Here is a 21,404-nt window from a genome sequence, read left to right as displayed (position 1 = left end):
GCGTCGATCCTAGTGAGCGGTTCCCGCCCGATACAGGCTTCCGGCTGCCCGATATCGGCTTCGCGTGCCCGTTACAGGCTTTCGAGGGCCTTGGCGTAGTCGTTCAGGTCCCGGGCGTCGGGCAGCCCGTTGACGACCGTCCAGCGGACCACGCCCTCCTTGTCGATCACGAACGTGCCGCGCACCGCGCAGCCCTTCTCCTCGTCGAAGACGCCGTAGGCGCGGCTGGCCTCGCCGTGCGGCCAGAAGTCCGACAGCAGCGGGTACTCCAGGCCCTCCTTCTCGGCGAAGACCCGCAGGCTGAAGGGCGAGTCGTTGGAGACGGCGAGCAGCTGCACATCGTCGTTGACGAACGTCGGCAGCTCATCGCGGAGCGCGCACAGCTCGCCGGTGCACACGCCGGTGAAGGCGAACGGGTAGAAGAGCAGCACGACGTTCTTCTCGCCGCGGAAGTCGGAGAGCCGGACCGACTCGCCGTGCTGATTCTTCAGCTCGAAGTCCGGGGCCTTCGTACCGACCTCTATGGCCATGGGAGCCATCCCTTCACATCAAAGAATCGACTGATCACGCCCACCCTACGCGCCGAGCCCCCCACCGAAAGGGAACGGCGGGGGGCTCGGTTGTGTAGGTCCTTCGGCCTCAGCGCTTGCCCGAACGGGCGGCCTTCGGAGTGACCAGGCGGCTGCCGGTCCAGTCCTTGCCCGCGTTGAAGCTCTTCGTCTGGGACAGGCCCGCGGTGGTCGCGGCCTCGTTGATGTCGCTCGGCTCGACATAGCCGTCACGGCCGGTCTTGGGCGTCAGCAGCCAGACCGGTGCGCCGTCGTCGATCATCTGGATGGCGTCCACCAGCGCGTCCGTCAGATCGCCGTCGTCCTCCCGGAACCACAGCACAACGGCGTCGGCCACATCGTCGTACTCCTCGTCGACGAGCTCCTGGCCGGTGATCTCCTCGATGGCCTCGCGGAGCTCCTGGTCGACATCGTCGTCGTAGCCGATCTCCTGGACCACCTGTTCGGGCTGAAAACCCAGCCTCGCGGCAGGGTTGGTCCGCTCCTCCGCGTGGTCCGCGGTCGCGCTCACGGATTGCCTCCTGTCATCTTTCATTCACTCTTCGGATCTGGGGACCCCGCGCGCGTACGCGAGGCATGGGGCGTAGTCCACACGGGCCGGGCGGATCGCGCAAGTACCCGGCCAGCGATCCCGCCCAAACGTTGACGTGTCGCCGCAACTCCCATCATGGAGGAACGACACGGAACGGCGCACCGCTGCCCGGATTACCCCGTTATGCCCAGCTTACGTGTGTGTATCGACACCCTACGCCGCCCGGAGCCGAACGGCCGTACGCAGGTGCCCCCGGACGTGGGCGTAAGGTTGCGATTTGGCCGTCGCGATGCCGACCGCACGCCGACCGGTACCGTCCGGCCCGGTGAGCGCCCCATCTCATCAGGTCTTGGTTACCCCTCGGTAGAGGTGACGTATCCCGCAACCGAGGTACACGATGGAGACCGGCGCGACAGCAGCAGAGCACGAATCCATGTGCGTGCACAGCACGACCGAAAAGCGAAGGAATAGCGTGGCTTCCGGATCCGATCGCAACCCGATCATCATTGGCGGCCTTCCCAGCCAGGTCCCGGATTTCGATCCCGAGGAAACCCAGGAATGGCTCGACTCGCTCGACGCAGCCGTCGATGAGCGAGGCCGGGAACGTGCCCGCTACCTGATGCTTCGCCTGATCGAGCGCGCCCGCGAGAAGCGGGTGGCCGTGCCCGAGATGCGCAGCACCGACTACGTCAACACCATCGCCACCAAGGACGAGCCGTTCTTCCCCGGCAACGAGGAGATCGAGCGCAAGATCCTGAACGCGACCCGCTGGAACGCGGCGGTGATGGTCTCCCGTGCCCAGCGCCCGGGCATCGGCGTCGGCGGCCACATCGCCACCTTCGCCTCGTCCGCCTCGCTGTACGACGTGGGCTTCAACCACTTCTTCCGCGGCAAGGACAAGGACAGCGGCGACCAGATCTTCTTCCAGGGGCACGCCTCCCCCGGTATCTACGCCCGTGCTTTCCTGCTCGACCGGCTGTCCGAGGACCACCTGGATGGATTCCGTCAGGAGAAGTCCAAGGCCGGTCACGCGCTGTCCAGCTATCCGCACCCGCGGTCGATGCCGGACTTCTGGGAGTTCCCGACCGTCTCGATGGGTCTCGGCCCGCTCGGCGCGATCTTCCAGGCGCGGATGAACCGCTACATGGAGGCGCGCGGCATCGCCGACACCTCCGACTCCCACGTCTGGGCGTTCCTCGGCGACGGTGAGATGGACGAGCCCGAGTCGCTGGGCCAGCTCTCCCTGGCCGCCCGCGAGGGCCTGGACAACCTGACCTTCGTCGTCAACTGCAACCTGCAGCGGCTCGACGGCCCGGTGCGCGGCAACGGCAAGATCATCCAGGAGCTGGAGTCGCAGTTCCGCGGCGCCGGGTGGAACGTGATCAAGCTGGTGTGGGACCGCAGCTGGGACCCGCTGCTCGCCCAGGACCGCGACGGCCTGCTGGTCAACAAGCTGAACACCACGCCGGACGGCCAGTTCCAGACGTACGCCACCGAGACCGGCGCGTACATCCGCGACCACTTCTTCGGTGACGACCAGCGGCTGCGCAAGATGGTCGAGCACATGACCGACGACCAGATCCTGCACCTGGGCCGCGGCGGTCATGACCACAAGAAGATCTACGCGGCGTACGCGGCGGCCAAGGCCCACAAGGGCCAGCCGACCGTGATCCTCGCCCAGACCGTCAAGGGCTGGACGCTCGGCCCGAACTTCGAGGGCCGCAACGCGACCCACCAGATGAAGAAGCTGACGGTCGACGACCTCAAGGGCTTCCGCGACCGGCTGCACCTGCCGATCCCGGACAAGGAGCTGGAGTCCGGCGTTCCGCCGTACTACCACCCGGGTCCGGACTCCGAGGAGCTCCAGTACATGCACGACCGCCGCAAGGCGCTGGGCGGCTACACGCCGACCCGCGTGGTGCGCGCGAAGCCGCTGCAGCTCCCCGGCGACAAGGCCTACGCGGCGGTCAAGAAGGGCTCCGGCCAGCAGCAGATCGCCACCACCATGGCCTTCGTCCGGCTGCTGAAGGACCTCATGCGGGACAAGGAGATCGGCAAGCGCTTCGTGCCGATCGCCCCCGACGAGTACCGCACCTTCGGCATGGACTCGCTCTTCCCGTCGGCCAAGATCTACAACCCGCTGGGCCAGCAGTACGAGTCCGTGGACCGCGAGCTGCTGCTCGCCTACAAGGAGTCGCCGACCGGGCAGATGCTGCACGACGGCATCTCCGAGGCGGGCTGCACGGCCTCGCTGATCGCGGCCGGTTCGGCGTACGCCACGCACGGCGAACCGCTGATCCCGGTCTATGTCTTCTACTCGATGTTCGGCTTCCAGCGCACGGGCGACCAGTTCTGGCAGATGGCCGACCAGCTCGCGCGCGGTTTCGTACTGGGCGCGACCGCCGGCCGTACGACGCTGACCGGTGAGGGACTCCAGCACGCGGACGGCCACTCCCAGCTGCTGGCCTCGACCAACCCGGCCGTCGTCGCGTACGACCCGGCGTTCGGCTTCGAGATCGCCCACATCGTGCAGGACGGTCTGCGCCGGATGTACGGCGAGAACAGTGAGGACGTCTTCTACTACCTCACCGTCTACAACGAGCCGATCAAGCACCCGGCCGAGCCCGAGAACGTCGACCGCGAGGGCATCCTCAAGGGCCTGTACCGCTTCAAGCAGGGCGAGTCGGGCACCCACCCGGCCCAGATCCTCGCCTCCGGCGTGGCGGTCCCGTGGGCCGTGGAGGCCCAGCGGATGCTGGCCGAGGACTGGGACGTCCGAGCCGACGTCTGGTCCGCCACCTCCTGGAACGAGCTGCGCCGCGACGCGGTGGAGGCCGAGGAGCACAACCTGCTCCACCCGGAGGAGGAGCAGCGCGTCCCCTTCGTCACCCGCAAGCTCAGCGACGTGGAGGGCCCGAAGGTCGCCGTGTCCGACTGGATGCGCGCCGTCCCGGACCAGATCGCCCGCTGGGTGCCGGGCACGTACCAGTCGCTCGGCGCCGACGGCTTCGGCTTCGCCGACACGCGCGGCGCGGCGCGGCGCTTCTTCCACATCGACGCCGAGTCGATCGTGCTGGGCGTGCTGACGGAGCTGGCGAAGGACGGCAAGATCGACCGCTCGGTGCTGAAGCAGGCCATCGACCGCTATCAGCTCCTGGACGTCACCGCGGCCGACCCGGGCCCCGCGGGCGGCGACGCGTAAGCGACACGCGACGGCGGTAAGCGAAGCGCCGGGCGAGCTGGTCCCCAGCCCGCCCGGCGCTTTCGTGTCCCTACCGCTCCCAGATCTTGAAGGCCCGGACCTGGTAGGCCGTTTCGGGGGCCCAGGAGCCGGTGGGGTAGGTGCGGAATTCGCCCGTCTCGGCGCACTCCGCGCTCTGGTACGCCGTCACCGGCCGCCCCGTGCGGTTGGCCAGGGACGCGGCCGAGGCGCCCCGCGGCAGGGGCACGCAGCTCTCGATGTCGGTGTCGGCGAGTTCATGGACCTGGCGCGCCCCCGTGAAGGCCGTCTTGTGCCAGAGGCACAGCTGCCCGGTGGCACAGCTCCCGAGCCGGGGCCCGGGCGCCGCGTCAGCGGAGGCAGAGGCGGAGGCAGAGGCAGAGGCGGAGACAGGGGCCAGGACACAGGCCAGGGCGAGGGTCGCCGTGGCGAGGACGGTCGTGCGCATGTGGATCACTCCCCGTGTGGAAATGCGGCAATACGAACGGGAGCCAGCCTGTAGGCCGGCTCCCGTCCCCACCACGGGGTCGATCAAGGTCCACCCGGATAGGGGGCTTGACCCTGAGGGGTCAGATGTGCACGCCCCCGCCGCCCGCTTCCGCGTTGTCCCCGCGCTTGGTGAGCACCGCGACCAGCGCCGCGGCCACCGAGACGATGGAGGCGACGGTGAAGGCGAGCCCCATCCCCGACACGAACGTGTCATGCGCGACGTTCGTGATCTTCCCGAGGATCTCCGGCGGGGTGCCCTTGGGCGCGGGCGTGATGCCGACCGCGACCGCGTCGGACGCCTTGGACGCCTGCTCCGGCTTCATGGGCGGCAGTCCGGCCTCGGCCCACTTGTCCGGCAGGGTGTCGTCCACCTTGCCCGCCATGATCGCGCCGAGAACGGCCGTACCGAGGCTGCCGCCGACCTGCATAGCGGCCTGCTGGAGACCGCCCGCGACACCGGCGTGCTCAAGGGGCGCGTTGCCGACGATGACCTCGGTGGCGCCGACCATCACGGGGCCGAGACCGAAGCCGAGGAGGGCGAACCACACGGACATCTCGAGCGTGCCGGTGCCGACCTCCAGCCGGGAGAGCCCGAACATGGCGACGGCGGTGAGCGCCATGGCCCCCACCAGCGGCACCCGCGGCCCGAGCTTGGTGATCAGCGCTCCGGCGATCGGCGAGGAGACGATCATCGTGGCGGTCAGCGGCAGCAGGTGCAGACCGCTGTTGACCGGCGTCATGCCGTGCACGTTCTGCAGGTAGAAGGTGACGAAGAACAGACCGCCCATGAAGCCGAAGGCCATGAGCACCATCAGCACGGTCCCGGCGCTCAGCGGCACCGAGCGGAAGATGGACAGCGGCAGCAGCGGCTCGCGGGTCTTGTTCTCCCAGAACACGAAGACGACGAAGAGGACGGCCGCCAGGCCGAGGAACCCGAGCGTCCTGGAGCTCCCCCACTGCCAGTCGCTGGCCTTGATGAGCGCCCAGATCAGGCAGAACATGGCGCCGGACAGCAGCACGATGCCGGGGATGTCGAAGGACCGCGGGGCGTTCTCGGCCCTGTGGTCCACGAGGAGGACCAGGCCGAGGACGAGGGCGAGGATGCCCACGGGCAGGTTGATGAAGAAGACGGACTGCCAGTTGACGTGCTCGACGAGCAGCCCGCCGACGATGGGTCCGGCGGCGGTGGAGGCGCCGATCACGGCGCCCCAGATGCCGATCGCCATGTTGAGTTTCTCGGCGGGGAACGTAGCGCGCAGCAGACCGAGCGCCGCGGGCATCAGCAGCGCTCCGCACAGGCCCTGCAGCACGCGGAAGCCCACGACGAGTGCCACATCGCTGGAGAAGCCGATGGCGGCGGAGGCGGCCGCGAAGCCGACGACGCCGATGAGGAAGGTCTGCCGGTGGCCGAAGCGGTCGCCCAGCTTGCCCGCGGTGATCAGCGCAACCGCGAGGGCCAGCAGATAGCCGTTGGTGATCCACTGGACGTCGGCGAGCGAGGCGCCGAGGTCCTTCTGGATGGCCGGGTTGGCGATGGCGACGATCGTGCCGTCGAGGGCGACCATCGTCACACCGATCGCGACGGTGAAGAGCGTCAGCCAGGGGTGGCCCCGCAGCCCCTTCGGGGGATCCGATATGGGAGGTTCCGGCGCCGTATCGGCGACGGTGGTCTCAGACGTCATGCTCGGAGGCTAATGTCAGCGTCTGACAATTGACAAACTGATTCATCAGCTGGTCTCTGTCGTATCGGCCACAGGTATGGTGGCCTGCCCAAACGCGACAGAAAGCGAGCACGAGAGGTGACAGCGGACGAGGCGGTGGCACCGCCACCGACCGGACTGCGCGAACGCAAGAAGCAGCGGACCCGCAGCGCGCTGGTGCGCTCGGCGCTGGACCTGTTCACCTGTCAGGGGTACGACCACACGACGGTGGACGAGATCGCGGAGTCGGTGGACGTCTCGCAGCGCACCTTCTTCCGCTACTTCGCCAACAAGGAGCAAGTGGCCTTCGCCACCCAGGACTCGGCGGAGTCGCACTTCTTCGCGGCGCTGTGCGCACGCCCCGCCCACGAGGCCCCGCTGGCCGCCCTGCGCAACGCGGTCCTCGACGCGTGGAGCACCATCGGGGACTCCATCGAGCAGCTGGTTCCGGCCGAACTCCACATGCGGATGTACCGGGTGATCGAGTCGACGCCCGCGCTGCTCGCCGTCCATCTGCGCCGCACCGCCGAGCTGGAGGAGCGGATCGCCTCGGAGATCGCCCGCCGCGAGGGCCTCGACGTCTCCGTGGATCCCCGGCCGCGACTGCTGACCGCGATGTTCGGCGGCGTGATCCAGATCGCGGGGAAGCTGTGGGGGGAGGGCGACGACGACTCCACGGACACCCTGCGGGACATCACCGCGTTTCACCTGGATCATGTGGGTCCGGCCCTCGCCGAGAACTGGCGCACCGACCAGTAAAGCCGACAAGCATCACTAAAGGCATCAAATCCGACATAAGTTTCCGTCAAAATCACGCTCTCAAACGTGATGTAAATCACGGTATTTGGCACCTGTGGGCGCGCTTCTCCTAGGGTGTCCCGCGGTGACTTCCTTCTCGGAGCTCGGTTCTCCCTCCCCCGGTTCCACCGCCTGGCGCGCTCTGCTCGCCCTGGCGGTGGTGTTCGTCCTGCTCGCCACCACCGGCTGGACGGCCATACGGAGCCACAGAGAAGGCACGGACCCGCTCTCCGTGTCGGTCAACGCCTGGCGCCACGGCTCCCTCGACGGTCACCGGCTGCCCGATCCGTACGCGTCGCCGCGCTTCCTGGGCCGCTGGCTGGACTCGCTCACCAAGACCCAGCGCGACCGCCTCGTCCACCGCTATCCGCTGGTCGTCGGCAACCTCAACGGCGCTCCGGCGCGGCTGCGCTATCGCGCCAACCGGATCGCGCTGACCCAGGCCCGGGACATCGAGCGCCGGCGGATGCACGACAACGAGCTGACCCCACTCGGACGCCATGACGCCGGGCGGCGGATGCACCGGTACGAGGACCTGCTGAGCGGGAAGCGGCAGATCCTCTCGTTCGACCCCGCGGGCGCCGGGCGGGCCGCCGAGGTCTTCGGCGACCTCACCCACGCCCGCCGCGTCTCGGTCGTGGTGCCCGGTGTGGACACCAACATCCTGACGTTCCAGAAGTCCGACCGCCCGTACACCGCCACCGTCGGCATGGCCCGCGCGCTCTACCACAACGAGCGCGCCGAGGCCCCGGGCACCCACACCGCCGTGATCGCCTGGGCCGACTACACCTCCCCGGCCGGCATCGGCATGGACGCGGCCACCGGCAAGCTCGCCGCCCAGGGCGCACTGCGGCTGCGCGCGCTGGTGGGCGCGCTGCCCGCACCGGCCCGCGTGTCGCTGATGTGCCACAGCTACGGCTCGGTGGTGTGCGGGGTCGCCGCCCGCGATCTGCCGTCCAAGGTCACCGACATCGCGGTGGCGGGCAGCCCCGGCATGCGCGCCGACCGCGCCTCGGAGCTGGGCAGCGGCCGCCGGGTGTGGGCGATGCGGGACTCCGGCGACTGGATCCAGGACATCCCGCACCTGGAGGTCGGCGGCCTCGGCCACGGCGCCGACCCGCTCTCCTCCGGCTTCGGGGCCCGCGTCCTGTCGGCCGCCGGGGCCCAGGGACACGCCGGGTACTTCACCCCCGGCACCACCAGCCTCGACAACTTCGCCCGGGTCGGGGTCGGCCGGGTCAAGACGGTGAGCTGTAGGGACGGTGCCGCGTGCACCGCGGGACTGAGCTGACCCGCCGATGAGCGCGCGACCAGCGGGCGGCGGGCATCCCAAATCCACGCACGGGCCTCGGGGAGGACGTTTGACGCGCGTAGCGCCCAAGGGGGGACGGGCGGGCCACCGCCGCATACGATGAGCCGCATGGGTGATGTGCTGGCCGGTTTTCAGACCGTCTGGGAGTTCGACACCGACTCCGTGCTCATCCGCTTCGAACGGGGGATCCGCACGCCGAAGCTGCTCCAGGCGCTCGGCGAACGGCACATCCCCTACGAAGCGCTGTCCGCGGTCGATCTCGCTCCCGGTAAACGCGGAACGGTGGTACTGCGCGCGGTGCCCAGACCCGGCGCCGATCCACTGATGGACGTCGCCGACGGGCAGCTGAAGGAGGGGTACGACCCGTACCGCCTGGTGCTGCCCGCCGAGCGCGCGTCCCTCGCCGAGTACTACGCCGAGGAGCTACGGGGCGCGCTCGGGCCCGGCGCGGGCACCGCCGCCGAGTCCCATCTGGTGGCGGCGCCCCCGGCGCCGCTGTCCTTCAAGGCGTACGACGGCAAGGCGTCCTTCGACGGCAAGGCGGTGTCCTTCCGCTGGTTCTGGACCGGCGCGTCCTCGGCGAAGTGGAAGGCCGGGGACCAGCGGTTCCGGATCGACGAGCTGGCCGGGGTGGAGTGGCGCTCGCCCGAGAACCGGGGCTCGGGCGGCGCCGCCGCGAAGGCGCCGGGCACGGCACCGGCGGAGGATCCGGAGGCGCCGGGACCGGACGCGGCGGGCAAGGGCACGACCGGGAAGGGTTCCGGCGCCAGGGGCTCGGCCCCCAAGAGCGGTGGCCACGGCCATCTGCGGCTGGTGCCGCGCGGCGCCGAGGACCACCCCGCGGGCCGACCCGACCACGATCCGGCCGCCGTGGTGTTCGGGATGGGGTACGGGCTCGTCCACGAGTCCCTGCCCTTCGCCGCCGCCGTACTGGAGGCCGTACGGGCGTCCGCCCCCGCGCCGAGCGCCGAGTGCTCCCCCGCGCCCGCCCGCGCCCCGGCCGCCCCGGCGCGCCGCGACCCGGCCGACATCGCCGACCGCATCCGCCACCTCGGCGAGCTGCACACGGCGGGGCTGCTGACGGACGAGGAGTTCAGCGCGAAGAAGGCCGAGCTGCTGGCGGAGCTGTAGCTCCATGGAGCGGTGGGCGGGTGCCGTGAAGGGGGGATGCGGGGCCGAACGAGCCCCTACCCAGGTATGAGCCGCAAATGGGCTCCCCGGTATGACGTACGCCAGGGGTGCCGACTCTACGCTGAGGCGACCATGTCCTCACCCTCGTCCGCCTCCCCGGCCACGGCATCCGTCGGTACCGCGTCCACCGCGTCCACCGCGCACGAGAGCCTGCCCGCGGCCGCCCGGCGGCAGGCGGGCGGCCTCGCCCGGGCCCTGGTGACCCCCAGCTATCCGGCGACCCCGCTGCTCGCGGGCTCCTCCCGGCGCTGGCGGCGGAGGGCGCCGTACGCCGTCGCGATGCTCCTCACCGCGATCCTGGTCCCGGTCGCCGCCCAACTCCTGTCCAACGACTACGGGGTGAGCGGCGGGCTCGCCACCCTGCTCGGGCTGGCCCAGACCACACCGCTGCTGCTGGCGGTCACCCGGCCCCTCCAGGCGTGGTGGCTCGTCTTCCTCGCCGATGTGACGACCGCGCTGGTGGTGCTGGGCACCTCCGACCTCCACCACCGCGTCTGGCCCTGGCAGCCGCCCGCCATCGTCGGCTATCTCTTCCTCCTCCTCGCCCTCGCGCTGCGCGAACCGCGCCGCACCCTGGTGGCGGTGTGGCTGGTCACCGGGGGCGCCGGGCTCTTCCTCGGCATGGTGTTCGAGACCAAGAGCGACGGCAGCAACGTGCTGCTGTTCGTGCTCAGCGGCGTGGTGCTGCTGGTCGGCGGCGCGCTGCGGGAGCGCGGCGACGTCCAGCGGCGGCTGGCGGAGCAGGAGACCATCAGCGAGGCCGAGCGGGCCCACCGCACGCTGCTGGAGGAGCGCGCCCGCATAGCCCGCGAACTGCACGACGTCGTCGCCCACCACATGTCGGTGATCACGGTCCAGGCGGACAGCGCCCCGTACCGGATCGGCGGGCTGCCGCCCGAGGCGGAGCGGGAGTTCGGCACCATCGCCGCCACCGCCCGCGAATCCCTCGCCGAGATGCGGCGGCTGCTGGGCGTGCTGCGCAGCGAGGAGACGCGCGGCGAGCGCACCCCGCAGCCGGGTCTGCGCCAGGTGCCGCAGCTGGTCGAGGCGACGGTACGGGCCGGGATACCCACCGAGCTGTCCATCGGCGACGACGTGGCGGGCCTCGGCGCGCTGCCGCAGGCCGTGGACCTGTCCGCGTACCGGATCGTGCAGGAGGCGCTGGCCAACGTCGTACGGCACGCCCCGGGCGCCGCCACCCGCGTCTCGGTCTCGACGGCCGAGGACGGCTCCGGGCTCACCCTCCTCATCGTCAACGGCCCCCCGGCCGAGGCCCCCGCCAGGCCCCTGGAGACCAGCGGCACCGGCCACGGTCTGGTGGGGATGGTCGAACGCGTCCGCCTCGTCGACGGCATGCTCGACACCGGCCCGCTGCCGGACGGCGGCTTCCGGGTGGCGGCCCGGCTCCCCCTCGTAGACCCGGACAGACCGGAAGAAACGGACTCATGACCATCCGAGTGATCATCGTCGACGACCAGGCCATGGTCCGGGCGGGCTTCGCCGCGCTGCTCGCCGCGCAGAGCGACATCGACGTGGTCGGCGAGGCCCCGGACGGACGCCAGGGGGTGGACGTCAGCCGCAACACCCACCCCGACGTCGTCCTCATGGACGTCCGCATGCCCGAGATGGACGGCCTGGAGGCCGCCCGCCGCCTCCTCGAACCACCCCGCGGCGTCACCCACCGCCCGAAGGTGCTCATGCTCACCACCTTCGACGTGGACGACTACGTCTACGAGGCCCTGCGCGCCGGCGCCAGCGGCTTCCTCCTCAAGGACGCCCCACCGGCCGACCTGATCTCGGCGGTCCGCGTCGTCGCCGCGGGCGAGGCCCTCCTCGCCCCCTCCGTCACCCGCCGCCTGATCGCCGAATTCGCCCGCCAGCGCCCGGCCCCCCGCCGCAACAGCTCCGAGCTGCGGCGCAGCGGCCTCACCCCGCGGGAGACCGAGGTCCTGGAGCTGATCGCGCGGGGCCTGTCCAACCAGGAGATAGCGGAGTCGCTGGTCCTCGCCGAACAGACGGTCAAAACCCACATAGGCCGGGTCCTGGCCAAACTCGGCCTCCGCGACCGCGCCCAAGCGGTGATCTTCGCGTACGAGTCGGGCCTGGTCACCCCGGGCAGCGGCTGACGCCGCCACCGCGTACGCCGCCCCAGGACGTGGCCCCGGCCGGTCTGCCGCCCTCCCGGCGGGGATGGGGGAGGATGATCCGCGCGGCGAGGTCATCGGGGGGAGCCGATCATGGGAATGTCCAGCTTCTGGGCGGTGGGCGCGCTCGCCGCGGAGGACATCGCGGAGCTGGCGCGGCGGGCGGCGCCGGCGATCGCGGCCGCGGCGGCCCGGCCGTCCGCGGTGGCGGCCTGGGGGCGCTGGGAGCGGGACGCCGCGCGGGGTGGCGGGGCGGTGCCGGTGTGGCGGCCCGACGGCTGCAACACCGAGGAGGCGCTGCGTCTGTACGACATGGTCAACGACTCCGCCTTCGACGCCATGGACTCGAACCACGAGCTGCACGTGATGGAGTGGTGGGACCGCTTCGATCCCGGCATCGAGCCGTACATCGCGTCCGTTCGCAAGGACAACCCGGTGGCGGCCCTCTTCCACGGCCTCGGCCCGGCCCGGGCGGCGGCGTTGCCGGGCTGGGCGGGTGATGTGGTGCTCACGTCCGACGAGGTACGCCGCCTGCTGCCCGCGGTCGAGGGGGCGCTCGCCGTGACGGGGGCGGAGCGCGCCCGGGTGCTGGCCCGGATCGACGACTGGCCGGGCGACAAGGAGCCCGAGGAACTCCTCGACGGGCCGCTGCGGGCGTGGCGGAACGCGGCCGGGGCCGGGGCGGGGCTGCTGGCGGCGCGCATCTGGTTCTGAGACCTCCGGCTCTCGGGGCCGGCGCGCGCGAGCCCCCGGGCACCCCCTACCCCGGTATGACACCCGACTTGGCACCGGAGGTTGACGCCCCGGCACCCGTCCGCTCCCTACCTTTCCCTCCGCCACCGACCGGAAGAGGGAACCCGCCGCCATGTCCCAGACGCTACGCACCAGGCACTACGCCCGGCGCCTGATCACAGCGGCGCTCACCATCACCGTCATGGCGGGAACGGCCGGCTGGACCGTGGCGCACGAGGAGCAGGCCATCACGGGGCCGCCGCCGGGGACCGGGCGGTGGCTGGCCGATCATTCGATGGGCGGGCGCGAGCTGCCGGACCCGGAGAGCACGTCGCCCGCCCGCATCGCCCGGTTCTTCGACGGGCTCGGCCACGCGCAGCGGCAGGCGCTGGTCATCCGGCACCCCGACGTCGTGGGCAACCTCGACGGGGCGCCGCCCGCGCTGCGTTACGCGGCCAACGCGCGGGCCCTCCGGGCGGCGCGGGACGCGGAGCGGAAGGCGGATCCGGACAGCGCGCTGGCCGAGCGGTACGACGCGCTGCTCGCGCCGGGGCGGCAGATCCTGGCCTTCGATCCGCGCGGGCGCGGACAGGTGGCCGAGGTGTTCGGGGACCTGGCGACGGCGCGGCGTACCGCGGTCGTCGTACCGGGGTCGGACATCGATCTGGCCACCTTCGACCGTACGCACGACCGTTACGGCGCCCCCGCCGGAATGGCGAAGTCGCTGCGGGCGCAGCTGGCCCGGGACGCGCCGGGGACCCGTACCGCCGTGGTGGCGTGGGTGGGGTACACCACCCCGGTCGGGCTCGGGCCGGACGCGGCGACCAGCCGGCTGGCGAAGGCCGGGGCGCCGCGGCTGGACCGCTTCCTGGCGGGGCTGGCGGTGACCACGGCGGGGACCGCCGACGCGCCGCCCACCGTGTTCTGCCACAGCTACGGCTCGGTCGTGTGCGGGGTGGCGGCGGCCGCGATGGACCGTACCCGGGTGTCCGACCTGGTGGCGTTGGGCAGCCCCGGCATGGGCGTGGACGACGCCGATGAGCTGGGCACGGAGGCGCGGGTGTGGGCGGCGCGGGACGGCTCCGACTGGATACGGCGGGTCACCGGCTACGACTTCATGGGGCTCGGCCACGGCGAGGACCCCACCGCCTCCGCCTTCGGCGCCCGCGTCGTGTCCGCCGACCACGCCCACGGCCACACCGGCTACTTCGCCCCGGGCACGGACTCGCTGCGCAACTTCGCGCGGATCGTCCTCGGGGACTTCGGCGCGGTGCGCTGCGGCCACCCCGCGCGGGACCAGGACTGCCGCCATGACCTCGTATGAGAGCAAGGCCCATGAAGCCTATTGAGGCGCCCGCCAGTTGCTCTCCGCCGGCCCCGGGCGGCCATCGGCGTAGATATTGATCTTGTAGTCGAGGATGTCGATCGTGCTCTCCAGCTCGGCGATCCGTTCCAGGACCTTCGCCCGGTGCGCGGTCAACAGTGCCTCCCGTTCGGCGAAGGTGTGCTCGCCCGCCCGTACCAACTCGGCGTAGTGGACCATGTCCGCCACCGGCATTCCTGTCAGCCGCAGCTTGCCGACGAGGTCGAGCCAGTCGAGGTCGCGGTTGGTGAAGCGGCGCTGGCCGGTGTGGGTGCGGTCCACGTGCGGCATCAGCCCGATCCGCTCGTACCAGCGCAGGGTGTGCGCCGTGAGCCCGGTGTGCTCGGCGACCTCGCTGATCGTGTACCGGTCCTGCCCGGTCGGCCGGGGATGCGGGCGGCGCCCCACGCACGCGCGCGGCCTCGCCTGCGCCGGAGCCCGTTCCAGGTCCTGCTCGATCACGGTCATGCTGATACACCCTCTCGCCGTCGCCGATGCGCGAAGCCCATCGACCATCTCAACGCTATGGGCTTCGAGTGCGCTCCAAGCAAGCGAAGATTTGGCGGAATCTTGGTCGGCGATAGGCTCGGGCCCCATGGAGAGCCTGCGGATGATCGAGAACTGGCCGGTCCCGACGGCGGCGGCCGCCGTCGTACGCGCGGACGGCACCATGGCCGGATCGTACGGTCCGGTCGGCCACAGATTCCCGCTGGCCTCGGTGACCAAGCCGCTCGCCGCGTACGCCGTGCTGGTCGCGGTCGAGGAGGGCGCGGTCGAGCTGGACGAGGCGGCCGGGCCCGAGGGCGCCACGGTGCGCCATCTGCTCGCCCACACCTCCGGGCTCGCCTTCGACGAGCACCGGACCGTGGCCGCGCCCGGCAACCGGCGGCTGTACTCCAACGCCGGGTTCGAGGTGCTCGGCGACCACATCGCCAAGGCGACGGACATCCCCTTCGGCGAATATCTGCGCCAGGCCGTCCTGGAGCCGCTGGGCATGACCGCGACCGAGCTGACCGGCTCGCCCGCCAAGGACGGCGTCTCGTCCGTCGACGACCTGGTCCGCTTCGCCGCCGAGCTGCAGGCGCCCCGGCTGCTGGCGGCCGAGACGGTGGCGGAGGCGACGTCCGTCGTGCATCCGGGGCTGACCGGGGTGCTGCCGGGTTACGGGCACCAGAAGCCGAACGACTGGGGTCTCGGCTTCGAGATACGCGACGGCAAGTCGCCGCACTGGACGGGGGCTTCGTCCTCGCCCCGCACCTTCGGCCATTTCGGCCAGTCCGGAACGTTCCTGTGGGTCGACCCGGACGCGCGGGCGGCGTGCGTCACCCTGACGGACCGGGCGTTCGGGCCGTGGGCGATCGAGGTCTGGCCCGCGCTGACCGACGCGATCCTGGCCGAGCTGGCCTGAGCCTCGGGAACGGGGCGGGGCCGGCGAAGAGCCCGCGCTAGCGCCGCGTCAGTCAAGGTTTGCCCGGTAGCGAGGCGTCCTGGTGCGGTCAGCTGCAAGGCGCCGGATCGGCCTCGTGGGGGCACCTCCCGGACGGAGTCTGGGGGCGGGCCTACTCGGTCGATTCGGCAACGCCGCAGATGGCCGTGCCAGGGCGGTGAGCGGGGTGAACCTTGGCTGACGCGGCGCTAGCCGTAGACCGGCTCCGCCCGCATCTCCCACACCAGCAGCTCCGCCGCCCCCACCCCACACGCCTCCAGGTCCCGCGCGTCCGTGACCCGGGCCGCGTCGCCCGCCGCGAGGGTTTCGCCGCCCACGCGCGCCTCGCCCCGCACCACATGCGCGTATACCCACGGCGCGTCCGGCAGCGCGGTGCGCTCGCCGTCGCCGAGGCGGCGTACGTGCAGCACCGCTTCGGCGCGGGACAGGGCGTACGGGGTGCCGTCGGCGATGCCGCGGACGACCTCGTACGCGGGCTCGGCGCCGACCGCGCCGGAGGCCAGCCACATCTGGACGAAGGTGAGCGGCGCCGCGGACTCGTTGCGCTCGCGGTGGCGCACGCCGCTGCCCGCGCTGAGCCGCTGGACGTCGCCGGGGCGGACCACGGTCCGGTGGCCGGTGGAGTCCTCGTGGGTGAGTTCGCCGTCGACGACCCAGGTCACGATCTCCAGATCGCGGTGGGGGTGTTCGGCGAAGCCCGCACCGGGGGCGAGGTGTTCCTCGTTGCAGGCGACGAGGAGCCCGAACCGCACGTTGTCCGGGTCGTAGTGTCCAGAGAAGGAAAAGGCGTGGCGCGTCTCGACGCCCGCTCCGTCCCCTCCCGGATACCGTGCTCCGGACCGCTGTACCCACATCATCCGGTCCACGGTAGTGCGCCCCGGACCGGCCCGCTCCTGCCCCCGTCCCTACCCCCGCGTAGCCTCCCGCCCCCAGCGTTCACCCTCCGATAAGGCAGTCTTGTCCTCGTGCCTGAACCAGCCGCGAATACCCCGCATCCGCACAGTGCCACCCTGCGCCGCCTGGAGAAGTCGTCCGGGAAGCTGGCCGCCGCCGCCATCACGCGCATGGACGAGCAGCTGCCGTGGTACCGGGCGATGCCACCGGAGAACCGCTCGTGGATCGGGCTGGTGGCGCAGGCGGGCATCGCGGCCTTCACGGAGTGGTTCCGGCATCCGGAGGCGCCGCAGGCGATCAGCACCGATGTGTTCGGTACGGCGCCGCGCGAGCTGACCCGGGCGATCACGCTGCGGCAGACGGTGGAGATGGTCCGTACGACCATCGAGGTCATGGAGTCGGCGATCGACGAGGTGGCGGCTCCCGGCGACGAGGCGGTGCTGCGCGAGGCGCTGCTGGTGTACGCGCGGGAGATCGCCTTCGCGACCGCCCAGGTGTACGCGCAGGCGGCCGAGGCGCGGGGCGCCTGGGACGCCCGGCTGGAGTCGCTGGTGGTGAACGCGGTGCTGTCCGGGGAGGCCGACGAGGGCGCGCTGTCCCGGGCGGCGGCGCTCGGCTGGAACTCGCCCGAGCATGTGTGCGTGGTGCTGGGAACGGCGCCCGACGGGGACAGCGAGCTGACCGTGGAGGCGATCCGGCGGGCCTCCCGCCACGCCAAGCTGCAGGTGCTCACCGGGGTGCTCGGCAACCGGCTGGTGGTGGTGGCGGGCGGCTCGGACAATCCGCTGCAGTCAGCGAAGGCCCTGATCGGGCCGTTCGCCTCGGGGCCGGTGGTGGCCGGTCCCGTGGTGTCGGACCTGCTGGCGGCGACCCGCTCGGCGGCGGCCGCCGCGGCCGGCCTGAAGGCGTGTACGGCCTGGCCGGACGCCCCGCGTCCGGTGCTGGCGGACGATCTGCTTCCGGAACGCGCGATGGCCGGGGACCCGGCCGCCCGTGCCCAGCTGGTGGAGGAGATCTACAGACCGCTGGAGGAAGCGGGCTCGGCCCTGCTGGAGACGCTGAGTGTGTACCTGGAGCAGGCGAGCAGTCTGGAAGGCGCCGCCCGGATGCTTTTTGTTCATCCCAACACCGTTCGCTACCGGCTACGACGTGTGACCGACGTCACCGGCTGGTCACCATCCGACGTCCGGTCGGCCTTCACGCTACGGATAGCCCTGATCCTCGGACGTCTTGCCGACGGGGACATATTTCCGTAGCTGTTTGTTGGACCCCAACAATTCCCTTGACCGTTCTTCGTCCTTGTCCTCACGGGCGGGCGGGACCACCCACAAGAGAGAGTGTGAGAGTGCTCGTACTCGTCGCTCCCGGCCAGGGCGCCCAAAAGCCCGGCTTCCTGACTCCCTGGCTCGACCTCCCCGGCGTCACCGAACGCCTGCGGTGGTGGTCGGCCGTGTCCGGCCTGGACCTGGTCCACTACGGGACCGAGGCCGATGAGGAGGAGATCCGCGACACCGCGGTGGCCCAGCCGCTGCTGGTGGCCGCCGGACTCGTCTCCGCCCAGGCGCTGTTCGCCGACGGCCAGCACCGCGTCCGGGACGTGGTCGGCGCCGCCGCGGGCCACAGCGTGGGCGAGATCACCGCGGCCGCCGCCACCGGTGTGCTCAGCCACGAGGCCGCCATGGTCCTGGTGCGCCACCGCGGTCTGGCGATGGCCGAGGCCGCGGGCCGCGCCGAGACCGGCATGGCCGCCATACTGGGTGGTGAGCAGGAGACCGTCGTCGCGCACCTCGACAAGCTCGGACTGACCCCGGCCAACGTCAACGGCGCCGGGCAGATCGTCGCCGCGGGCACCGCCGGGCAGCTGGCGGCGCTGGCCGAGGACAAGCCGGAGGGCGTGCGCCGCGTCGTTCCCCTGAAGGTGGCCGGGGCGTTCCACACCGACCACATGGCCCCGGCGGTGGCCACGCTGGAGAGCCTGGTCGCGGGCGTACCGATCGCCGATCCGGGTACCGCGTACGTCTCCAACCGGGACGGTGAGGTCGTGGCGTCCGGCGCCGAGGTGATCCAGCGCATGGTCGCCCAGGTGTCCAACCCGGTCCGCTGGGACCTGTGCATGGAGACGTTCCAGAAGCTGGGCGTCACCGCGATGATCGAGGTGGCGCCGGGCGGGACGCTCACCGGCATCGCCAAGCGGGCCCTGCCGGGCGTGGCGACCCTGGCACTCAAGACTCCGGACGACCTCGACGCGGCACGCGCGCTGATCGCCGAGCACGCCGTACCCGCCGCCGACACCCCGGCCGTATAGCCGAATAGGAGTTCCGAGAGCATGACCGCGAAGATCAGGCCCAGCAAGGGCGCCCCGTACGCGCGCATTCTCGGCGTCGGCGGCTACCGCCCCACCCGGGTGGTGCCGAACGAGGAGATCCTGAAGCACATCGACTCCTCGGACGAGTGGATCCGTTCCCGCTCGGGCATCGCCACCCGCCACTGGGCCGGTCCGGACGAGACGGTCGCCCAGATGTCCGTCGAGGCGGGCGGGAAGGCCATCGCCGACGCGGGGCTGACGCCCGAGCAGATCGGCGGCGTGATCGTCTCGACGGTCTCGCACCTGAAGCAGACCCCCGCGGTCGCCACCGAGATCGCCCATCTGCTGGGCACCGGCAAGCCCGCCGCGTTCGACATCTCCGCGGGCTGCGCGGGCTTCGGCTACGGGCTGACCCTGGCCAAGGGCATGGTCACCGATGGCACGGCGGACTACGTGCTGGTCATCGGCGTGGAGCGGCTTTCGGACCTGACCGACCTGGAGGACCGGGCGACGGCCTTCCTGTTCGGCGACGGCGCGGGCGCCGTGGTCGTCGGCCCGTCCAAGGAGCCCGCGATCGGCCCGACCGTCTGGGGCTCGGAGGGCGACAAGTCCGACACCATCGCCCAGACGCTGCCCTGGGACGTCTACCGCGACCACTCCGCCGAGGAGGTGCGCTTCCCGGCGCTGCGCCAGGAGGGCCAGGCGGTCTTCCGCTGGGCGGTGTACGAGATGGCGAAGGTCGCCCAGCAGGCCTTGGACGACGCGGGAGTCAGCGCGGACGACCTGGACGCGTTCATCCCCCACCAGGCCAACATGCGGATCATCGACTCGATGATCAAAACCCTCAAGCTGCCGGAGCACGTCACGGTCGCCCGTGACGTGGAGACCACCGGCAACACCTCCGCCGCCTCCATTCCGCTCGCCATGGAGCGGCTGTTGGCGACGGGGCAGGCGAAGAGCGGCGACACCGCGCTCGTCATCGGCTTCGGGGCGGGTCTCGTCTACGCAGCGACGGTCGTTACCCTCCCATAGGCTCTCTAGCCCAGATCCACGCAGCCCCGGACGAGTCGGGCGCTGCTCACCCATCGCAACACACCGAAGAAGGAGCGCCGCAATGGCCGCCACGCAGGAGCAGATCCTCGAAGGTCTCGCCGAGATCGTCAACGAGATCGCCGGTATCCCGGCCGAGGACGTCGCGCTGGACAAGTCCTTCACCGACGACCTGGACGTCGACTCGCTGTCCATGGTCGAGGTCGTCGTCGCCGCCGAAGAGCGCTTCGACGTGAAGATCCCGGACGACGACGTCAAGAACCTGAAGACCGTCGGCGACGCCGTCGACTACATCCTGAAGCACCAGGGCTGAGCGAAGCGTCTGTCGCCACCCGTGCGGTGGCGGAGGTCCAGCACCTGCTACGTAGGAGTGAAGAATTCCTGTGAACTCGACCAATCACACCGTGGTCGTCACCGGTGTTGGTGCCACGACGCCGCTGGGTGGCGACGCCTCATCGACCTGGGAAGCACTGCTCGCCGGTCGCTCCGGCATCAGCCTCATGGAGCAGGACTGGGCAGCCGACCTGCCGGTCCGGATCGCCGCGAGCATCGCGGTGGACCCCGGCACCGTCCTGCCCCGCCCGCAGGCGCGCAAGCTCGACCGGTCGGCTCAGTTCGCGCTGATCGCGGCCCGTGAGGCATGGGCCGACGCGGGCTTCACCGGCAAGGCCGGCGAGGACCCGGCGGTCGACCCGGACCGGCTGGGCGCGGTCGTCGCCTCCGGCATCGGCGGCGTGACGACCCTGCTCGACCAGTACGACGTGCTGCGCGAGAAGGGCGTCCGCAAGGTCTCCCCGCACACCGTGCCGATGCTGATGCCCAACGGCCCGGCGGCCAACGTCGGCCTGGAGGTCGGCGCCCGGGCCGGTGTGCACACCCCGGTCAGCGCGTGCGCGTCCGGCGCCGAGGCCATCGGCTACGCCATCGAGATGATCCGCAGCGGCCGCGCCGACGTGGTCGTCGCGGGCGGCACCGAGGCGTCCATCCACCCGCTGCCCATCGTCGCCTTCGGCAACATGATGGCGATGTCCAAGAACAACGACGACCCGCAGGGCGCCTCGCGTCCCTTCGACGTCAACCGCAACGGCTTCGTGATGGGCGAGGGCTCGGGCGTCATCGTCCTGGAGTCCGCGGAGCACGCCGCCGCGCGCGGTGCCCGGGTGTACGCGGAGGCCGTCGGCCAGGGCATCTCGGCCGACTCCCACCACATCACCCAGCCGGAGCCGTCCGGCAACGGCATCGCGCACGCGCTGCAGAACCTGCTGCAGAGCAGCGATCTGAAGCCCGCCGAGATCGCGCACATCAACGCGCACGCGACCTCGACGCCGCAGGGCGACGTGGCCGAGCTCAAGGCGCTGCGCAAGGTCTTCGGCGACGACGTGGACCACATGGCGATCTCCGCCACCAAGTCCATGACGGGACATCTGCTGGGCGGCACCGGCGGTGTGGAGACGGTGGCCAGCGTGCTCGCGCTGTACCACCGGACCGCCCCGCCGACGATCAACATCGACGAGCTGGACCCGGAGGCGGACGCGGACATCGTGCGCGGCGAGTCTCGGTCGCTGCCGGGCGAGGGCCCGATCGTGGCGCTGAACGACTCGTTCGGCTTCGGCGGCCACAACGTGGTGCTGGCCTTCCGCACCGTCTGAGGCGGCGAT

20 protein-coding genes are annotated in these 21,404 nt (G+C 71.3%); 14 read left to right on the top strand and 6 right to left on the bottom strand.

Going from position 1 to position 21,404, the window contains the following annotated elements:
* Positions 1-71 precede the first annotated feature (71 nt).
* Both ACFZCY_RS05860 and ACFZCY_RS05855 read right to left on the bottom strand, forming a co-directional pair.
* Positions 72-530 carry a peroxiredoxin gene (locus ACFZCY_RS05860; RefSeq protein ID WP_055550594.1) on the bottom strand — a complete coding sequence of 153 codons (459 nt, stop codon included), beginning with the start codon at positions 528-530 and terminating at the stop codon, positions 72-74.
* Between the two features lie 109 nt (positions 531-639).
* Positions 640-1,080, bottom strand: a complete 441-nt coding sequence (locus tag ACFZCY_RS05855) for a DUF3052 domain-containing protein (protein ID WP_009718270.1) — start codon at positions 1,078-1,080, stop codon at positions 640-642.
* Between the two features lie 493 nt (positions 1,081-1,573).
* On the opposite strand from ACFZCY_RS05855, the gene aceE reads away from it, so the two are divergent.
* Positions 1,574-4,303 (top strand): pyruvate dehydrogenase (acetyl-transferring), homodimeric type, encoded by a 2,730-nt coding sequence (gene aceE, locus ACFZCY_RS05850; protein ID WP_391169798.1) that lies wholly within the window; start codon positions 1,574-1,576, stop codon positions 4,301-4,303.
* A 70-nt stretch (positions 4,304-4,373) separates the two neighbouring features.
* Here the strand turns inward: aceE and ACFZCY_RS05845 are convergent, their stop codons facing one another.
* Both ACFZCY_RS05845 and ACFZCY_RS05840 read right to left on the bottom strand, forming a co-directional pair.
* A complete protein-coding gene (locus ACFZCY_RS05845; RefSeq protein ID WP_391169797.1) occupies positions 4,374-4,769 on the bottom strand; it encodes a peptidase inhibitor family I36 protein in 396 nt (131 codons plus the stop codon).
* Positions 4,770-4,890: 121 nt separating this feature from the next.
* Entirely contained in the window at positions 4,891-6,492 is a 1,602-nt protein-coding gene (locus tag ACFZCY_RS05840) for a DHA2 family efflux MFS transporter permease subunit (protein WP_391169796.1), read from the bottom strand.
* Between the two features lie 117 nt (positions 6,493-6,609).
* On the opposite strand from ACFZCY_RS05840, the gene ACFZCY_RS05835 reads away from it, so the two are divergent.
* From ACFZCY_RS05835 to ACFZCY_RS05805, 7 genes are all read left to right on the top strand, one after another.
* Entirely contained in the window at positions 6,610-7,269 is a 660-nt protein-coding gene (locus ACFZCY_RS05835; RefSeq protein ID WP_391169795.1) for a TetR family transcriptional regulator, read from the top strand.
* A gap of 124 nt (positions 7,270-7,393) precedes the next feature.
* Complete coding sequence (locus ACFZCY_RS05830; RefSeq protein ID WP_391169794.1) at positions 7,394-8,599, top strand: alpha/beta hydrolase; 1,206 nt, start codon at positions 7,394-7,396, stop codon at positions 8,597-8,599.
* Between the two features lie 129 nt (positions 8,600-8,728).
* A complete protein-coding gene (locus ACFZCY_RS05825; RefSeq protein WP_391169793.1) occupies positions 8,729-9,751 on the top strand; it encodes a DUF4429 domain-containing protein in 1,023 nt (340 codons plus the stop codon).
* 132 nt (positions 9,752-9,883) lie between these two features.
* Positions 9,884-11,260 carry a histidine kinase gene (locus ACFZCY_RS05820; RefSeq protein ID WP_391169792.1) on the top strand — a complete coding sequence of 459 codons (1,377 nt, stop codon included), beginning with the start codon at positions 9,884-9,886 and terminating at the stop codon, positions 11,258-11,260.
* Entirely contained in the window at positions 11,257-11,937 is a 681-nt protein-coding gene (locus tag ACFZCY_RS05815; protein WP_391169791.1) for a response regulator, read from the top strand. The genes ACFZCY_RS05820 and ACFZCY_RS05815 overlap by 4 nt, the downstream gene beginning before the upstream one ends.
* A 111-nt stretch (positions 11,938-12,048) precedes the next feature.
* Positions 12,049-12,669, top strand: a complete 621-nt coding sequence (locus ACFZCY_RS05810; RefSeq protein ID WP_391169790.1) for a hypothetical protein — start codon at positions 12,049-12,051, stop codon at positions 12,667-12,669.
* Between the two features lie 151 nt (positions 12,670-12,820).
* The gene (locus tag ACFZCY_RS05805; protein ID WP_391169789.1) at positions 12,821-14,011 is read left to right on the top strand and encodes an alpha/beta hydrolase; all 1,191 of its coding nucleotides are present in this window, start codon (positions 12,821-12,823) and stop codon (positions 14,009-14,011) included.
* A gap of 18 nt (positions 14,012-14,029) precedes the next feature.
* On the opposite strand, the gene ACFZCY_RS05800 is transcribed toward ACFZCY_RS05805, so the two are convergent.
* Positions 14,030-14,518: a MerR family transcriptional regulator gene (locus ACFZCY_RS05800; RefSeq protein WP_391169788.1), complete on the bottom strand. Its 489-nt coding sequence runs from the start codon at positions 14,516-14,518 to the stop codon at positions 14,030-14,032.
* A 127-nt stretch (positions 14,519-14,645) separates the two neighbouring features.
* Between ACFZCY_RS05800 and ACFZCY_RS05795 the strand changes: the two genes are divergently transcribed.
* A complete protein-coding gene (locus ACFZCY_RS05795; protein WP_391169787.1) occupies positions 14,646-15,458 on the top strand; it encodes a serine hydrolase in 813 nt (270 codons plus the stop codon).
* Positions 15,459-15,685: 227 nt separating this feature from the next.
* On the opposite strand, the gene ACFZCY_RS05790 is transcribed toward ACFZCY_RS05795, so the two are convergent.
* On the bottom strand, positions 15,686-16,351 hold the full coding sequence (locus ACFZCY_RS05790; protein WP_391170368.1) for a pirin family protein: 666 nt from the start codon (positions 16,349-16,351) through the stop codon (positions 15,686-15,688).
* A 111-nt stretch (positions 16,352-16,462) separates the two neighbouring features.
* Here ACFZCY_RS05790 and ACFZCY_RS05785 point away from each other — a divergent pair, with 111 nt between their 5' ends.
* The 5 genes from ACFZCY_RS05785 (at position 16,463) to fabF (ending at position 21,395) form a co-directional block, all read left to right on the top strand.
* The gene (locus ACFZCY_RS05785; protein ID WP_055550570.1) at positions 16,463-17,647 is read left to right on the top strand and encodes a CdaR family transcriptional regulator; all 1,185 of its coding nucleotides are present in this window, start codon (positions 16,463-16,465) and stop codon (positions 17,645-17,647) included.
* A gap of 89 nt (positions 17,648-17,736) precedes the next feature.
* Positions 17,737-18,696: an acyltransferase domain-containing protein gene (locus tag ACFZCY_RS05780; protein ID WP_391169786.1), complete on the top strand. Its 960-nt coding sequence runs from the start codon at positions 17,737-17,739 to the stop codon at positions 18,694-18,696.
* Positions 18,697-18,717: 21 nt separating this feature from the next.
* Positions 18,718-19,728 carry a beta-ketoacyl-ACP synthase 3 gene (locus ACFZCY_RS05775; protein WP_391169785.1) on the top strand — a complete coding sequence of 337 codons (1,011 nt, stop codon included), beginning with the start codon at positions 18,718-18,720 and terminating at the stop codon, positions 19,726-19,728.
* A gap of 82 nt (positions 19,729-19,810) precedes the next feature.
* The gene (locus tag ACFZCY_RS05770; protein ID WP_009718247.1) at positions 19,811-20,059 is read left to right on the top strand and encodes an acyl carrier protein; all 249 of its coding nucleotides are present in this window, start codon (positions 19,811-19,813) and stop codon (positions 20,057-20,059) included.
* A gap of 70 nt (positions 20,060-20,129) precedes the next feature.
* On the top strand, positions 20,130-21,395 hold the full coding sequence (fabF, locus tag ACFZCY_RS05765; RefSeq protein ID WP_391169784.1) for a beta-ketoacyl-ACP synthase II: 1,266 nt from the start codon (positions 20,130-20,132) through the stop codon (positions 21,393-21,395).
* Positions 21,396-21,404 lie beyond the last annotated feature (9 nt).

Origin of the sequence: Streptomyces sp. NPDC007983 (assembly GCF_042958345.1) — a bacterium.
In the GTDB taxonomy this organism is placed as follows: domain Bacteria; phylum Actinomycetota; class Actinomycetes; order Streptomycetales; family Streptomycetaceae; genus Streptomyces.
Note: the sequence above shows the minus strand (reverse complement) of the source record. Positions and strands in the feature narration are given on the sequence as shown.

What these genes read in the sequence shown, in the direction of transcription:
- ACFZCY_RS05860 (WP_055550594.1), bottom strand. Translation starts at nt 530, where the DNA reads ATGGCCATAGAGGTCGGTACGAAGGCCCCGGACTTCGAGCTGAAGAAT.
- ACFZCY_RS05845 (WP_391169797.1), bottom strand. Translation starts at nt 4,769, where the DNA reads ATGCGCACGACCGTCCTCGCCACGGCGACCCTCGCCCTGGCCTGTGTC.
- ACFZCY_RS05840 (WP_391169796.1), bottom strand. Translation starts at nt 6,492, where the DNA reads ATGACGTCTGAGACCACCGTCGCCGATACGGCGCCGGAACCTCCCATA.
- ACFZCY_RS05825 (WP_391169793.1), top strand. Translation starts at nt 8,729, where the DNA reads ATGGGTGATGTGCTGGCCGGTTTTCAGACCGTCTGGGAGTTCGACACC.
- ACFZCY_RS05820 (WP_391169792.1), top strand. Translation starts at nt 9,884, where the DNA reads ATGTCCTCACCCTCGTCCGCCTCCCCGGCCACGGCATCCGTCGGTACC.
- ACFZCY_RS05815 (WP_391169791.1), top strand. Translation starts at nt 11,257, where the DNA reads ATGACCATCCGAGTGATCATCGTCGACGACCAGGCCATGGTCCGGGCG.
- ACFZCY_RS05810 (WP_391169790.1), top strand. Translation starts at nt 12,049, where the DNA reads ATGGGAATGTCCAGCTTCTGGGCGGTGGGCGCGCTCGCCGCGGAGGAC.
- ACFZCY_RS05805 (WP_391169789.1), top strand. Translation starts at nt 12,821, where the DNA reads ATGTCCCAGACGCTACGCACCAGGCACTACGCCCGGCGCCTGATCACA.
- ACFZCY_RS05800 (WP_391169788.1), bottom strand. Translation starts at nt 14,518, where the DNA reads ATGACCGTGATCGAGCAGGACCTGGAACGGGCTCCGGCGCAGGCGAGG.
- ACFZCY_RS05795 (WP_391169787.1), top strand. Translation starts at nt 14,646, where the DNA reads ATGGAGAGCCTGCGGATGATCGAGAACTGGCCGGTCCCGACGGCGGCG.
- ACFZCY_RS05790 (WP_391170368.1), bottom strand. Translation starts at nt 16,351, where the DNA reads ATGTGGGTACAGCGGTCCGGAGCACGGTATCCGGGAGGGGACGGAGCG.
- ACFZCY_RS05775 (WP_391169785.1), top strand. Translation starts at nt 18,718, where the DNA reads ATGACCGCGAAGATCAGGCCCAGCAAGGGCGCCCCGTACGCGCGCATT.
- ACFZCY_RS05770 (WP_009718247.1), top strand. Translation starts at nt 19,811, where the DNA reads ATGGCCGCCACGCAGGAGCAGATCCTCGAAGGTCTCGCCGAGATCGTC.